The following is a 15,510-nucleotide window of genomic DNA, read 5'->3' as shown; positions in this document are numbered from 1 at the left end:
ATAAATAATCTCATGTTAATCTGAAAGCGGCTTCAAGAGACTTAGCTGATCTTGGCTTAAGTTCTCTTGAAGTGCTTTTAATCTCTCTAATAAAACACTTTTCTCTATTCTAGACTTTCCAAACTGAGCTTCATTTAATAAGGCGTAAATTTCAATTTCTCTGATCAAGAGGTTTGCTTCTAACCCTGTTGCTATTTCATTGGCTTGGGATAGATACATGGTTGCCTTATTATTCTGCATTGCCATGGCCAAACGCCCACGGATCAACCAAGCAATGGCAAGATCATAAGGCTGTTCTAGCTCACTGATAATGTCGATCGCACGAGCCACTAAATTGTCTCTAACAACCCAAGTTAAACTAGGTTTAAGGCTTTGCTTTAACAAAAGTCGAAACAAGACAGGCTTGTGTCCTTTTAACGTAAGTTCTCTACTTAAGGTTTCGAACTCAGCATACTCTAGGCTGGTCTGAGGTTTATCTGCTAACAGAACCATCAGCCTATCATGATTAAAGAGAGGTACATCCAATAAAGGCCCTTTTAATAATGGAGCATCTTCATTAGGCGTACTTGAAGCAATATTGCCTTTAGCCATCAAGCGGTTTGATCGCAACGTATCAATTCTGAGCTGTAACTGGGACCTTAAGCTCTGTACTAGGTCTTGCTGATTAGCCACATAAAAGCGCTGGCTTATCTCTAACTCAGTTTGCGCTTGCTCAAGCTCACCTTGTCGATAGTGAATAAGGGCTAACCAAAAATGAGCAGACTCTAAAATCGCGGCTTCTTTATTGTTATTCACAAGTTCTCTAAACACAGCCTCAGCCGCTTGCCATTCCCCTAGTTGGTATTGGCTAATCGCCTGATAAAGTACTGACCAAGTATGGCTTTTATCAATCTGCATTGAGGCTTTGAAATAATACTGAGCTAAAACATAGCCATCCGTTTGCAGTGCCTGAAGCCCTCTGGCGAAGTCATGCATGGCACTAGGCACATAGGTATACGCATCTAGTTCGGTAAGTTGGCTATTCGGTCTTATCTCACGGAAGATTTCACTGGCGACATCAGGCATGGAGACAGCAAGGTCCAGGCGTTTTATCTGCTTTCCTTCCTGCTCACCCTCTGCAGTAATCAGCTGGTAGCTTAAAACTTGTTCTTCTTTCTCGAGTGAAATGGCGGCTGTTAGCACCATATCAGCTTGATATTTTGTCATTAAATCCGCAGACCAAGCGCTGTGTTCTTTAAGGTTGAATGGCGCTCTGATCTGAGTCGGTGCGATCACTTCAATGGAATCAATCAAGGATAAATCATAGGTCAGCATCTCGCTTAAGCCATATTCAACCCAGTTCATTACCTGAGTGCCTGTCGCATTTTTAAAAGGTAAAATGATGACTTTGGTTATGCCATTCTGACTCGCTTTGTGCAATTGTGCACTTGCCTCCAGCTTGATCTCCCCCCCTTTTTCAAACAATACGAAGTAAGCTGTAATCCCAAGTATCACAAGTAAAAGGAAGGCAACCAATATATGAGGGATTCGGATGAAGTTAGAGAGCCTTTGTGGCTCATCAGTGTCTAGCAAATTGTCTTCACTAGACGTTTCTTGGCTATTTGTAAGACTAACATCGAGTTCAGCGACATCTGCAGCAATCCATTGATAACCCTGATTCGGTAAAGTACGAATGTATTTAGGTTCGCTGGCAGAATCCCCCAAGGCTTTGCGTAATTCAAGGATACTTTGAGAGAGGGACTTTTCTCGATATTGACCGTGTTCCCACAGGGTGTCCAGCAACTCTTGTTTGGATACCACCCTTTGCTGGTGAGAGTGTAAATGAGCTAATAAGGCCACCAGCTTTTGTCTTAGATACACTTCTGTATCATGCGTCAGATTCTTCAACCTACCCGATTTAGGGTCGAACTCAAAGCCTTCAAACTTCAACATGGTACAGATATCACCTAATTTTCAAAAAGCCTCACTATATAGCACAGGCCTTATAACTCAAGGGATTTGACTTTATTTGACCTGTCATTTGATAAGATTTTATCCCTAAACTGACTTCTTTTGTGATGAGCGAAATTATTTGGAGCGATTTGGTTTGTTGCGCTTCCACAAAGCCCCCATGCTGCAGCTATTAATTAATCCATGAGGAAACAGATATGAAAAATATCATGACAAAACTGGCTGGCGCACTTACCTTAAGCATTGGCTTTTCTGGCGCTTTAATGGCGCAATCATCCCCTACTCTTGTCTTTGTTCACGGTGCGCATTTTAGTGGTAATTCTTGGGCTAAGGTTCAGCAAGAGCTTAACTCTAAAGTAGCCAATATCGCAGTCGATTTACCGGGCCGTAAAGATAACATCACACCGAATAAAGTCTCCCTTGAGCTTTCTGCGGCCTCTCTCTGTACTAGCTTGGGCAAGATAGAAGGTGAGAAGGTTATTATCTCTCACAGCCAAGGTGGTGCGGTAACAAACGCATCACTAGACTTATGCCCAACAGAAACAATCAGTAAATTAATTTACGTGACTGCCGTTGCCCCACAAGAAGGGGAAAAAGCATTTGATGCGCTAACCAAGGTTGATGGCAAAAACTATTTTAATGGTGTGGTTTACGATGAAACGAGCACCTTATTGAATATAAGTAATGATGATAAATTTGCTGAGACATTTGCCCCAAAAGCGAATAAAACACAACTTAGATGGTTGGCAAAACATGCGGTATCTGAACCCTCTGTATTAGCCGAAAGTAAACTGAGTTTAGATGCTGAACGCTATGACAATTTAGCTAAATATTATGTATTTGCTAAACAAGATAAAATCATCTCCTTAAGCACCCAAGAGCAAATTGCGAGCAAGCTCTCTCTGACACAAAGTTTCGAGATAGATAGTGGCCACCTACCTATGTTAACTCATGCTGATACCCTAGCTGAGATTATTGAAAATATCGTGAAATAATAGGACTTACCTAAGATGCCTAATGATTTATCTACTAGGCATCTTTTACTTTCCTCCCTCAAAATCATGCTATCTTATTAAAGATTAGATCATGCCTCTTTAGCATTCATTCACTGTAAAAGCTCACTAAAAGAGTGCAACTTTGGTTAACAAAACACTCTAAATTCTTGGTTTTCAGCCATTACCTATAGTTGGTTTTAATCTTGCTTAGTCTATTTATCAGATTAAATAGTTTCCGATTAAGAGTACAAGCTAATGGCAAGAATGAGTTATCTAAGCAGCATAGAGCGTTATCACGAATATCAAGAGGTGATTCAGAGCTTACTTGAGTCTATTTTGATGAGTTTGGAAGACAACCTCACAAAAGGGGTTGATGTTGAGCCTCTAGTAAAAAAGTTCCCTTTCTTAGAACTGCAATACTATCTTGATGAAATGGGTCTACAGGCTGGAAACAATCTGTGTTTTAAAACAGAACATAAGCGTACTCTAGGACAAGCAGGCCATCAGCAGGATCTCAGCCAGCGCCCTTATTTTTTACAGGTAAAATGGAATAACGAAACTTGTTTTACTGACCCTTATTTTTCCATAGCGACAAAAGAGGTCTGCCTTTCTGTTATCAAGGAGCTTAGAAACCCTAAAGCAGAAGCCTTTTATATTGTGCTGGATGTAAGCTTAACCCAGTTAATTGAGTATGTAATGGGCGATACCGCTCGGGCCAATATGACGCCTTATTTTAAAGCTGGCTATGGCGTTATTGTAGGCTGTCTATTCTGCCTTGTACTCTTTCTCATCAGTTGTGTCTTTAGTGACATCTATGCCTTAGTGAAGAGTATTCCTCACGCCTTTGATCCATTACAGCCCTTTAGCATTATTATTTATATTACCTTGGCCTTGGCAGTATTTGATCTGGGTAAAACCATTCTGGAAGAAGAGATTTTGATGCATAAGGATATCTTTAGACATTCTTCTACTAGGCGAACTATCACCCGCTTTATTTCTACTGTGTTAATTGCTATTTCGATTGAGGCCCTACTCACCATGTTTAAAGCTGCATTAGGCCAAGCCGAATATCTACTACCTGCCATTGCCATGATGCTAGCGGTCGTTGGCTTATTAATCGCCTTAGCTATTTATGTGTATTTAGGCGCCAAAGCAGAACATCTATTATTAAACGCAAGACGACAACAGAAATCACCATAGACGGCATAAAGTCCATTAAAAAGCCCAGACCTATACTGGGCTTTTTACGCATCTTACTTAAAGATTTTTACACTCAGTCATGATTGAAAACATCCCTTGATAACCGCTGTAAACTTACTTTGTATTAGTTAAATTTATAGACTGGCGAGGTCATTTTACGACCCTTTTTGATCCGTCATAACCTAGGCGGCTTTTCTCTATCCTTTATATTTTCCGATATGTTATATTGTAACAGACTGTTTAACGATTAATTTTATACCATGCTGACCTTGCCTTCTCACCTTAGAGCCGTTGCTATTCTTGCTCTTCTTTGCACGCTTTTTATGAGTGTGATGGCGGTCGCCCATGAAAGCAGTTTTGATGATAATTACCACCATGAACATCAATGTGAGATGTTCTCAGGCATTCATCAAGGCCTAGTTTCTGACCCTGCTTTACCTAGTATTATTCCAATGAAATCGCCTGCATTTAAGCAGGAAACCCTCATATTCAGATCGTTTAACCCAGCTAACCTTAGAGCCCGTTCACCGCCATTATTCCTCAGTTAATTCACCTTTTATTACTTTGTTAATTTTAAACTGATGTTTTAGGAATAATCATGATTGTTAAATCTAAATGGGCTGCACTAGCAGGCCTATGTGTTTCTGCTGGCGCAATTGCTGACCACCACGGCGAAGAAGAAAAACGTGACCATAAAGCCCATGTACATGGGGAAGTAAGCTTTAATATCGCACAAGATGGGGAAGACCTTATCCTAGCGATTTCAGCACCTGGTGCTGACATTGTTGGCTTTGAACATGCACCAGAAACGGCGCAAGAAAAAGAAGCCCTAAAACAAGCTATTGCTCGTTTAGAGAACCCTGCAAGCCTATTTATTTTTGATAAAGGCGCACAATGTCAGTTAAGCGATCATTTGATTGAGCAATCCTTGTCTGCTCATGATGAGCATGATGAAGACCATCACGATGAGCATCATGACGACCATGACAAAGACCACCACGATGATCACGATAAAGACCATCATGATGACCATGACGACGATCATGACGAAGACCACCACGATGATCATGGTGAAGAAAGTCACGCTGCTTTTGAAATTACTTACCAGTACGAATGTCACAATGTTGAAAAACTAACTGAGATTGAAACTAACTGGTTTAAACACTTCCCAAATACGCAAGAAATTCATGTCAATTTGCTAACAGATAATAGCCAAAAAGTGCTTGAGCTGGATGCAAAACACGCTCACATAGACTTTTAATTAATTGCAAGAACACTCATCAAATAGGTTTAGGCCTATTTGATGAGAATAGGGTAACAGGATGACAGATTTTCAAAGCCAAAATCATACAGATATCGCAGCACTTGAGCCGACAAAAACGACTCAAGCAAGCTTCGCCGTTGAGCTTAATAAGGTTCAATTTAGTTGGCCTAAAGCCAAACAAGCCATACTAAATATTGCTGACTTTAAAATTCAGACTCAGCAGCATTTGTTTGTTAAGGGACCAAGTGGCTCAGGTAAATCTACCCTATTGAGTTTATTAACGGCGATTAACACGCCTCAGCAAGGTAGCATTAACCTGCTAGGAACAGATATCTGTCGTCTAAAACAAGGGCAAAGGGACCAGTTTAGAGCAGACAATATTGGCTATATTTTCCAGCAATTTAATCTCTTACCTTACTTAAGTGTGATTGATAATGTTTGCCTTGCCTGTGAATTTTCAAAGCAAAGAAAACAAAAAGTATTAGATGAAGGAGCAAACCACAAAGACGCAGTGCGTATTGAAGCTAAACGTTTATTAACTGCCTTGAATCTACCTGACGAAATTCAAGATAAGAAAGCCAGCCACTTAAGTATTGGCCAACAACAAAGAGTCGCTGCAGCAAGAGCCCTAATGGGCAGCCCAGCACTAGTCATTGCCGATGAGCCAACCTCTGCATTAGACCATGATAACCGTGAAGCATTTATAAAACTGCTCATGCAAGAAGTGAGTCGTAATCAGGCTACTTTGATTTTCGTTAGCCATGATCCAACTTTAGAGCCTTTATTTGAACAAACCATCGACCTTGCCAAGCTGAATCAAAACCCACTAGAGCAAGCTCAATCTAATCAGCAAGGAGAGACGGTATGAAAAACCTCCTACGTCTCGCAATTAACAGTCTATTAAACCGTAAAGCAACCGTACTGCTGAGCTTATTTACCATTGCCATTTCGGTGTTATTACTATTAGGCGTGGAGCAAGTCAGAACCCAAGCGAAAAACAGCTTTGCTAACACCATTTCTGGAACAGACCTTATCGTTGGGGCTCGCTCAGGCCAAATAAATTTACTGCTTTATTCTGTATTCCGTATTGGTAATGCCACCAATAATATTGACTGGAAAACCTATCAAGACTTTAAAGATCATAAGTCAGTTAAGTGGACAGTGCCTTTTTCATTAGGAGACTCTCATCAGGGCTTCCGCGTTTTAGGAACTAATCAGGATTATTTTAAACATTATAAATTTGGTAAAAAGCAGCCACTGACTTTTGCTCAAGGCAAACAATTTGATCAGCTTTTCGAAGCCGTTATTGGTGCTGATGTAGCACAAACCTTAGGTTATGAACTAGATAGCCCTATGGTGCTAGCGCACGGCATGAAAGACATCGGCTTTAGTAAGCATGATAACGCGCCTTTCAAAGTGATCGGTATTCTTGCCCCTACAGGAACGCCTGTTGATAAAACCATTCATGTCTCACTTGAAGCTATCGAAGCGATACATGTGGGTTGGGAATCAGGCGCCTTTTTAGGTCATGCTCCTAGTGCCGATAGCTTAGAAGCAAGAGAGTTTGAACCTAAACAAATTACTGCATTTTTAATGGGTCTTAAATCTAAGATTCACACCTTTCATGTACAAAGAGAGGTCAATGACTATCGCCTAGAGCCACTTAGCGCCATAGTGCCAGGGATTGCCCTACACGAGCTTTGGTCATTGATGTCTGTTGCTGAGCAAGCCCTATTAATTGTCTCAGTCTTTGTTGTGATAGCTGGCTTCTTAGGTATGTTAGCTAGCCTACTAACCAGCTTAAATGAACGCCGCCGTGAAATGGCGATTCTAAGAGCACTAGGAGCGAGACCTCATCATATCTTTAGCTTACTCGTTGTGGAAACCGGCATTATTTGTGGCCTTGGCATTATGCTTGGCATGGGCCTGCTTTATCTGATTCTAGCCATTGCTAGCCCTATTATTCAGCAAAACTTTGGCTTGGCGATTAATATCACAGCGCCGTCCCAGTATGAACTTATGTTAGTTGCTTGCATTCAGCTAAGCGGCCTACTAATCGGAATTATTCCTGCTATTTCAGCTTACCGCCAATCGTTAAGCGATGGCATGACCATAAGGATTTAATAATGAAAAACCGCTTATCGTTAACCCAGGTGGGGAAAAACAGACTTCACTCTACCTTAATGACACTCAGCCTATTGTTAGCCTCTTTTGTTTTTTCAAGCAATGCGACAGCGAATTTATTAGAGCTTAAATGGCTGGATTTGGTACCTGAATCTGAACGTATCGCTAGAGAAATGATGTCACAGCAACTTGAATACGGTGACGAGGCCTATGATGCTGATATGCAGTCAGAATTTGGGGCAGTAAGACACGAACTCAGTGGCAAGCAAGTTAGAATCCCAGGTTTTGTGATTCCTCTTGAAGGCGATGCCGATGAAGTCACTGAATTCTTGTTAGTACCTTATTATGGTTCTTGTATTCACACGCCACCGCCACCACCGAACCAGATTATCCATGTCAGCTTCCCTCAAGGTGCGCCAGACCAAGAACTATGGGATGTGATTTATCTAGAAGGTAAACTGATGACAGAACAAAACATGGTTGGCATGATACAGACGGGGTATCACATCATAGGATCAAACATCACACCTTATGAATAGACCTGATTAGGTAACCTATGATTTGAAAATAAAAAAGGGGATCAAATTACTGATCCCCTTTTTCGTTTGTCTAACCCGCCCTGAATCCGACTAGCTATGAACCACTTCTATAATACGTTTTTTCTCCGCTAGTTCTCTCACCTCAGCATGCATATGGGCTTTATTATAAATATCTAAACTGGCATCCCATTCATCTAGGTATAAGGTATCAATCTCTTTTACATGATGCAGAGAGTCAAATAACTTGCGCACACTTTCCCCATCTGACGAAGTGTTATCCCTTAAGTTTGAGAACTCAAGGTCTCTAAAGGCACTCGGCACAAAAACATACTTATCTCCTTCAACCAAACGTCTGAGTAAGGTTGATTTACCCGCACCATTCTTCCCTTGTATTGTGTAACGTCCATAGGATTGGCGCTGAATATAGGCTTTTATCTCATCTATGCTATCAAACTGATTACCATTAATACTGATATCTTTAAGATTGATATATTGGCTTGTATCTTCACTCTCTAATTCAAGGTGTTTATCAAGATTAGAAAGCTTGTGAGCGACGCCTTTCCACCTTAAATAATGATTAAAAAACATGAAGGTGTTTTGCATAATCTGCACTTGCCTTGGCAAGGTCACCAAGAACACAGCAATGGCTTCGGCACTGGATAAGCTAAGTAGGTAGAGCGCATTGCCAGCGCAGATAAAAGCCAGTGCTAGCATGGCACTTACACTTGAAACTCCCATCAGAAACAATTCATTCTGAGCCGCTTTTTTCTTCCACACATAGGTATTTTTTAAGTAACTCTGCTGCCAATTTTGAAAGGTTTTAGGACTACCTGAAATCGTATTCACCCACATTCTGGATAGTACAGAGATCACAGCATTTCGCTGACCCTGCACTAACTTAGCGTTGGCAGCAATTTTATCTTTTGAGAGTATCTTGATGCCTACTACTAAAAATATAGCGAGAAAATACCAAAGCAGGATACTGATATCTAAAATCATACTCACTATGATGATGGAAAGGAGAGTATTTAAGACTGTGCCAAATATACTATAGATAGACTCGGGAGCCTCTCCATAAAGCAACATAGATTCAGTGGTCACCCAGCCTTCATGCTCATCCTTATTTTTTTGCCTATCAAGAGAACGCTTACCAAAGTTAAGCGAGGTGAAGCCAAGAATAAAACGTTTTTGGGCGCTGACTTTCCATTTTTCTAAATAAATCGATGAAATCGCACTAGGGAAATATACAAGAAACAACGAGGCCACAAACAGCATCATATAAAAGTAAGCTGAGTCTAGATCCGACTCAATGTACTTCATACTTGTAGCAATCAAATAGGTTGATAAGGCAACAATAACCTGCATTATCAATAGCCAAAACAAAGAGATATAAGCATCTCTATTCCATAGAAACCGCATACTGCGTGTCATAATTCCCTCTCCTTCCTTGGTTCAGTCATACCCTATTTTTTAACATTCAAGTTAAAAAACAAGATAAGGGATGGGAATACTACAAACTAAACTGAACCCTGTTAAACAAAGTCATAGCAGAATCAAAATCAAGAACTAAAGGTCTCAATTTTTAAGACTGGATATGATTTATTTGACATAAAAGTCTCACTTTCTGAGCTTAAGATGCAAAAAAGCGAGACTAGGAAAGCCTAGTCTCGCTTTTTATCCCTTTTGAATAGAATCAAAAGGCTATGTATAGCTACTTAGTGAGGTAGTCAGTACCAGCACCTTTGTTAGCAGCTAAAACATATAAGTATTCAAGCGCAAGTGTCGCCCCTGCAAGAGAGGTAATATCTGCATGATCATAGGCAGGCGCGACTTCTACCACATCCATACCAATCAAATCATGACCTCTTAAGCCTCGAATGACTTTCAAGCATGTATCAACCGTCAACCCTGCCTGTACCGGTGTGCCTGTGCCTGGCGCTACAGCTGGATCTAATCCATCAATATCAAAGCTTACATAAACTTGTTTATCGCCCACTCGCTGCTTGATGCGCTCTAAGGTTGCTTTTGCACCATGTTCGTTCACCCAAGCGGCATCTAAAACTTCAAACCGATGGTTGTCATAATCGTAAGCGGTACGAATACCAATTTGAATACTGTGCTCAACGTCTATCAAACCCTCAGTGACGGCATGGTGAAATAGAGTGCCATGGTCATATTTAGTGCCACCAGAATAGGTATCCGTATGGGCATCAAAGTGCACAACAGCAAAAGGGCCATATTTTTTTGCATAAGCACGAAGGATTGGCAAGGTAATGAAATGATCACCACCAAAGGTCAAGGCTGTCTTGCCTGCGTCTAAAACCTTATCAATATGAGCTTCTAAATTGTCGACTAAGGTTTGTGGTTCACCATGTTTAAACAAGACATTGCCAGAATCTTCTACCTTAAGGTGATCATCAAGGGCAAACTGCCAAGGCCAACGCGCACCTTCCCACACAAGATTAATAGAAGCGCTTCGTACGCCTTCAGGACCAAAACGTGCCCCTGAACGCCCAGACGTAGACATATCATAAGGAACACCACTGACAATGACTTCAGCTTGGCTATTCTGCCAACTTGAAAGTAAAGGGAATTGCATAAAAGTCATTCCTAGACCGCCATAAATTGGCATATCGGCATCGGCAACCTTGCTAGCAGCTGGCTTATTGTCGGACATGGTGTCTTCCTCTAAATTGTTTTTGTATTTCATTAAGAGAAAGATTAACCTGACTAGCACAATTGTTGAAATGCATATTTCAGGTAAGTATATGCAGTGTATTCATACACCAAGTTTTAAACTTATCTTTAAAGGTGAAAGCTAGCATGAGCACTTTACGTCAGTTCGACCTTAACCTTCTTATTATCTTTGAAGCATTGATCTCTGAATGCCATGTGAGCCGTGCAGCTGAGAAGGTTTTTCTAAGCCAATCCGCTATGAGTCATGCTCTCAATCGACTAAGAACTCAGCTTGATGACCCCTTATTAGTCAAAACAGAGAATGGCTTAACGCCCACTCCTAGAGCATTGGCTATGCTGCCAGATGTTCGTCAAGCATTGAGCTTAGTGGAGCGAACCATTAGCCCAGCCGAAAGCTTCCAAGCCAGTTTAAGTGATAGAACTTTTCGTATTGCCAGCACGGACTTTTTCGAAACGGTCGTTTTTCCTGAATGGTTTAGCCAACTGCAACTTAGTGCGCCAAATGTGAGGATTGAGATTGATCTTATTTCAGAAGAGAGCGCTTTACTAAGATTAGAAAAAGGTGAGATAGATCTTATTGTTGGTATGGATAAAGAACAAAGGTTGCCCTCGCACCTTATCGTTCAAGATTGGCTCACTGAGAAGCAAGTTTGTTTGGCCAGCACTCAAAACCAGAACGCTAAAGAATCTCTTACCTTAGAGGCCTATTTGGCTTTACCTCATATACGATTCTTTGACCTTGAAGGGAAAACGGATAGCAATGTTGATCGTTGGTTAGCTGATCAGACTTTAGAACGTAATCACATCGCCAGTACAACCAACTATATGGCCGCTGCACGCATTGTCGCAAACACTGAGGCGATTATTACGCTTCCCTATCATATGGCGAAGCTCTTCACCCAAATGATGCCTGTCTGTATTGTCATGCCGCCTGATGGATTACCAGCCATTGATATGACCTTGGTTCAGCACCCGCTTTATGCCAAGGATTCAGGCATCATCTGGCTTAAGCAGGTTTTGTGTGAATATGTGGAGTCACTTTAAAATAACTAACTTTAGCGTATAAAAAGTCAGCTTAAAATGAGCAACCCTACTTCTTAAAATAAGGTTTCTTACTTCTGAGAGCTCTATGTGATAAAGATTCCCAACAAGAAAAAGCATGACCAGCACTTCTATCCAAAGATAAGAATGCCAGCCATGCTTTTTTGATGAGTATTACTATCAATCATGCCTTAATGGGCGAGATTAGCCTCAAAGCATCATGTATTAACCTATTCGTATCATGACGTTTTTTAGCTCAGTGTACTTCTCTAGTGCATGTAATGATTTATCACGACCATTACCTGATGCTTTAACACCACCAAAAGGCACGGTAGTATCACCTTCACCCCAAGTATTAACCCAGACCATGCCGCTTTCTAATTGACGACTCACTCTGTGCGCTCGAGAAAGGTTATCCGTCCAAAGAGCAGCACCTAGACCATATTTAGAATCATTCGCTAATGCTAGAGCTTCTTCTTCGGTCGTGAACTCGCTCACAGCTAAAACAGGACCAAAGATTTCCTCTCTTACAAACTCCATTTCGTTATTAGCTTTGTCGATTATGGTTGCTTGAGCAAAGTAACCTTGGCCTTCTTGGTAGTCTTTTACACCACCAAAAACTAACTCACCACCTTCTGCCTGTGCTGACTCAATAAAGCGTTTAACCGTATTCATCTGCACAGCATCAACCATAGGCCCCATCTTAGTATTTGGGTCCAGTGGATCACCTGCTTGATATTTGCCAGCCGCTTCAACCAAGGCAGCCATAAACTCAGTCTTGATAGTGTCTTGTACATACAGACGTGAACAGGCGATACACACTTCACCCTGATTACTGAAAATAGAAGCCGCTGCTGAAGCGGCTGCTTTTTTCACATCGCAATCATCAAAAATCAACATAGGTGATTTACCGCCAGCTTCTAACCAAACTCGCTTCATATTAGATTTGCCTGCGTATTCCATCAAAAGTGCAGCAACACGAGTCGAGCCTGTAAAGGCTAAAACGTTAACATCATTATGCATAGCCAAGGCTTTACCTGCCGTGTGACCAAATCCAGGTAAGACATTAAAAACGCCATCAGGTATACCAGCTTCTTTGGTCAATTCTGCTAAACGTAAAACACTTAACGGAGACTTTTCAGAAGGCTTAAGAATCACGCTATTGCCGGCAGCTAAGGCAGGAGCTAGCTTCCAACTTGCCATCAACATAGGGTAATTCCAAGGGGTGATACAAGCGACAACACCCACAGGTTCATGGCTAATCAGCGCTAGAGTATCTGTCCCTGTTGGTGCAATTTCGCCATAAACCTTATCAATTGATTCAGCTGTCCACTGAAAACAATCGATTACATCTGGCATATCAATATTCACCATCTCACTGATGGATTTACCCATGTCTAGGGTATCAAGCAATGCCAATTCATCTTTATGCTGATCAATCAAAGAGGCGAGTTTAAGTAAGATATTCTTTCTTTTCTTCGGGTGCATTTGCGACCAAACACCAGACTTAAAGACAGATTTAGCATTGGCAACTGCAATATCCACATCTGCTTGATCACAACTGGCAACATTCGTTAAAAGTTGTTCAGTTGCGGGGTTAATACAAGCAAAGGTCTCACCACTTTGTGCCGCTTGGAATTCACCATTGATATAAGCTTGCCCATGAAAGGTCTGACTTTTACTTAACGCTTGCCACTCGGTATAGCTTTTCATTAATAAACTCCTGCTAGTTAATGCAATATTCCCTGATTCTAAAAGAACTAAACCATGAGCGGATATACACCTGAGTAGGTATAAAACGTGGATTTAATCTGTATAACGCTCAAAACAATCCACAGACGCAATGTTTTCATGCCAATCACGACTGTCTTCCATGTAGATATGATTCTGTGGCCCTATGTTTGGTTCGTCATCTAAGGTGCCTGCAGGCACAATCAAAGCGCGGCCACTACCAGAAACATAAGGTACGGACGAGCCGCATTGCGTACAAAAGACATTAGAGATTTGACGACCAGGCACATCATAGCGATGAATTTTTTCTTGCCCTGATAACCAACTAATCGCCTCTTTATTCACAAATAAGTTGGATACATGAGCTGAACCTGAGATTTTTTGACATTGATGGCAATGACATAAATGAAACAGCTTAAAATGATTGTCTACTTCAAATGTCACTGCGCCACAAAGGCAACTGCCACTAATCTTTTCTACTTGCTGATTTTCCATTTTGCCCTCCTTTCAAAACATTAAGCACGTCTTATAGTCTCTAAAAGAATTTACTATGACAAACAATATAATGACCCTCAAGATAAGAAAAACTAATCTATAAATCATTGATTGATAAGAGAATAGGTTTCAAGCAATAATTCTAACCAGGATTCATCAGGCGCTTTACTTATGCCATATCTAGTTCAAGTCATACTTCTGACCTTAGCCGCTGGGCTTGCTATGCCAGCAGGTGCCCTTATTGCACGTTTTGAACATATACAATCAGACTGGTTAGAACAAGAGTTACGTCATTCAGTGGTTGCCTTTGGTGCGGGGGCCCTACTCTCTGCCGTTGCACTTGTATTAGTACCTGAAGCTATTCAAGAACTCAGTATGAGCAGCAGTGCATTTTTTTTCCTACTAGGAGGTGTCGCATTTATGCTGTTAGACATCCTTCTACAAAAGATAAACACCCCAGCTAGCCAATTGGCTGCCATGTTGACAGACTTTGTTCCTGAATCAATAGCATTGGGAGCAGCCTTTGCCTATGGGTCTAGTTCGGCTTTATTATTGGCATTATTGATTGCATTACAGAACCTGCCCGAAGGCTTTAATGCCTATCGAGAAATGCGAACCAGTAAACGCCTCAGTAGTAAAATGATCATTTTAATGTTTGCTCTAATGGCGTTATTAGGACCATTATCAGGCGTAGTTGGTTACCTATGGTTAGCACAGTCACCTTTAACGATTGCAGCTTTAATGATGTTTGCTGCAGGCGGGATTCTCTATTCTATTTTTCAGGACATAGCACCACAGGTGCCGCTGCAAAAACATTGGGCTCCACCTATGGGGGCTTTGTTAGGCTTTTTAATGGGGGTTTTAGCGAGTATGGCTTTGAGCCATTAACTCAAATTTAACAAGGTCTACTCAAGCTAGTTAGTTCCTAGTGTGAATAGAGCAAGCAGCTTATCATGCTTACTCATATTCTCATTAGGTTTATGCGGTAGCCAGCGATTCTTGTCGTCGATATTTATAAATCAAATAAACAATATAAAGCTGCAAAAGAGAGGAAAAAAGAAGTCCAATAATAGACTGCAATTCATCGTATTTCTCCGTATAGGTAAACAAGCAAACATTACCTATAGCAAAAGACCCCCATGCACCAGGCGATACGCCACCTGCTGATTTTGATTTAAGTAAATGTACTAATTGGATTATGGTCGCTGCTGGAAACACAATAGCAGGCACAAAGCCGATTATTTCGATTAAACTCATATCATTCCTAAAACATTAACACTTAACATGGTTTTTTGAGATTCAAATAGTCACCACTATTTGAACAACGTAAGCACTAGAAACGAAAAAACCAAAATTATCTAATGCCGATCACCTAGGCTCTTGCCGAAATATTTTCAACAGACGAAAAAAAACCAGCTCAATGAGCTGGTTTTTTTACTTTACTTAAAATAAGTAATCTTGATAACGACCTACT

15 protein-coding genes are annotated in these 15,510 nt (G+C 41.0%); 9 read left to right on the top strand and 6 right to left on the bottom strand.

Going from position 1 to position 15,510, the window contains the following annotated elements:
* Positions 1-15 precede the first annotated feature (15 nt).
* Entirely contained in the window at positions 16-1,932 is a 1,917-nt protein-coding gene (locus TW85_RS18795; protein WP_046018685.1) for a winged helix-turn-helix domain-containing protein, read from the bottom strand.
* Between the two features lie 215 nt (positions 1,933-2,147).
* Between TW85_RS18795 and TW85_RS18790 the strand changes: the two genes are divergently transcribed.
* From TW85_RS18790 to TW85_RS18760, 7 genes are all read left to right on the top strand, one after another.
* On the top strand, positions 2,148-2,945 hold the full coding sequence (locus tag TW85_RS18790) for an alpha/beta hydrolase (RefSeq protein ID WP_052702295.1): 798 nt from the start codon (positions 2,148-2,150) through the stop codon (positions 2,943-2,945).
* A 255-nt stretch (positions 2,946-3,200) separates the two neighbouring features.
* On the top strand, positions 3,201-4,145 hold the full coding sequence (locus TW85_RS18785) for an EAL-associated domain-containing protein (RefSeq protein WP_046018684.1): 945 nt from the start codon (positions 3,201-3,203) through the stop codon (positions 4,143-4,145).
* A 260-nt stretch (positions 4,146-4,405) separates the two neighbouring features.
* Entirely contained in the window at positions 4,406-4,693 is a 288-nt protein-coding gene (locus TW85_RS18780; protein WP_084616429.1) for a DUF2607 family protein, read from the top strand.
* Positions 4,694-4,743: 50 nt separating this feature from the next.
* Entirely contained in the window at positions 4,744-5,406 is a 663-nt protein-coding gene (locus TW85_RS18775) for a DUF2796 domain-containing protein (protein ID WP_046018682.1), read from the top strand.
* 61 nt (positions 5,407-5,467) lie between these two features.
* The gene (locus tag TW85_RS18770; protein ID WP_084616428.1) at positions 5,468-6,277 is read left to right on the top strand and encodes an ABC transporter ATP-binding protein; all 810 of its coding nucleotides are present in this window, start codon (positions 5,468-5,470) and stop codon (positions 6,275-6,277) included.
* Positions 6,274-7,533 carry an ABC transporter permease gene (locus TW85_RS18765; protein WP_046018681.1) on the top strand — a complete coding sequence of 420 codons (1,260 nt, stop codon included), beginning with the start codon at positions 6,274-6,276 and terminating at the stop codon, positions 7,531-7,533. Before TW85_RS18770 ends, TW85_RS18765 begins: the two co-directional genes overlap by 4 nt.
* Before the next feature lie 2 nt (positions 7,534-7,535).
* Positions 7,536-8,072 carry a DUF3299 domain-containing protein gene (locus TW85_RS18760; RefSeq protein ID WP_082827775.1) on the top strand — a complete coding sequence of 179 codons (537 nt, stop codon included), beginning with the start codon at positions 7,536-7,538 and terminating at the stop codon, positions 8,070-8,072.
* A gap of 90 nt (positions 8,073-8,162) precedes the next feature.
* Here the strand turns inward: TW85_RS18760 and TW85_RS18755 are convergent, their stop codons facing one another.
* A complete protein-coding gene (locus TW85_RS18755) occupies positions 8,163-9,503 on the bottom strand; it encodes an ABC transporter ATP-binding protein (protein ID WP_046018680.1) in 1,341 nt (446 codons plus the stop codon).
* 280 nt (positions 9,504-9,783) lie between these two features.
* The gene (gene speB, locus TW85_RS18750) at positions 9,784-10,749 is read right to left on the bottom strand and encodes an agmatinase (RefSeq protein ID WP_046018679.1); all 966 of its coding nucleotides are present in this window, start codon (positions 10,747-10,749) and stop codon (positions 9,784-9,786) included.
* Positions 10,750-10,895: 146 nt separating this feature from the next.
* Here speB and TW85_RS18745 point away from each other — a divergent pair, with 146 nt between their 5' ends.
* On the top strand, positions 10,896-11,813 hold the full coding sequence (locus TW85_RS18745; RefSeq protein WP_046018678.1) for a LysR family transcriptional regulator: 918 nt from the start codon (positions 10,896-10,898) through the stop codon (positions 11,811-11,813).
* Between the two features lie 222 nt (positions 11,814-12,035).
* Here TW85_RS18745 and TW85_RS18740 read toward each other — a convergent pair whose 3' ends face one another.
* Positions 12,036-13,523, bottom strand: a complete 1,488-nt coding sequence (locus tag TW85_RS18740; protein WP_046018677.1) for an aldehyde dehydrogenase — start codon at positions 13,521-13,523, stop codon at positions 12,036-12,038.
* 93 nt (positions 13,524-13,616) lie between these two features.
* Positions 13,617-14,036, bottom strand: a complete 420-nt coding sequence (locus TW85_RS18735) for a GFA family protein (RefSeq protein WP_046018676.1) — start codon at positions 14,034-14,036, stop codon at positions 13,617-13,619.
* Between the two features lie 171 nt (positions 14,037-14,207).
* Here TW85_RS18735 and TW85_RS18730 point away from each other — a divergent pair, with 171 nt between their 5' ends.
* Positions 14,208-14,924 carry a divalent cation transporter gene (locus TW85_RS18730; RefSeq protein WP_046018675.1) on the top strand — a complete coding sequence of 239 codons (717 nt, stop codon included), beginning with the start codon at positions 14,208-14,210 and terminating at the stop codon, positions 14,922-14,924.
* A gap of 90 nt (positions 14,925-15,014) precedes the next feature.
* Here the strand turns inward: TW85_RS18730 and TW85_RS18725 are convergent, their stop codons facing one another.
* Positions 15,015-15,293 (bottom strand): hypothetical protein, encoded by a 279-nt coding sequence (locus TW85_RS18725; protein WP_046018674.1) that lies wholly within the window; start codon positions 15,291-15,293, stop codon positions 15,015-15,017.
* Positions 15,294-15,510: the final 217 nt, after the last annotated feature.

This window comes from Marinomonas sp. S3726 (genome assembly GCF_000967665.1).
GTDB lineage: Bacteria > Pseudomonadota > Gammaproteobacteria > Pseudomonadales > Marinomonadaceae > Marinomonas.
The sequence above is the reverse complement of the archived record's forward strand: the minus strand, read 5'-3'. Positions and strand labels throughout refer to the sequence as shown.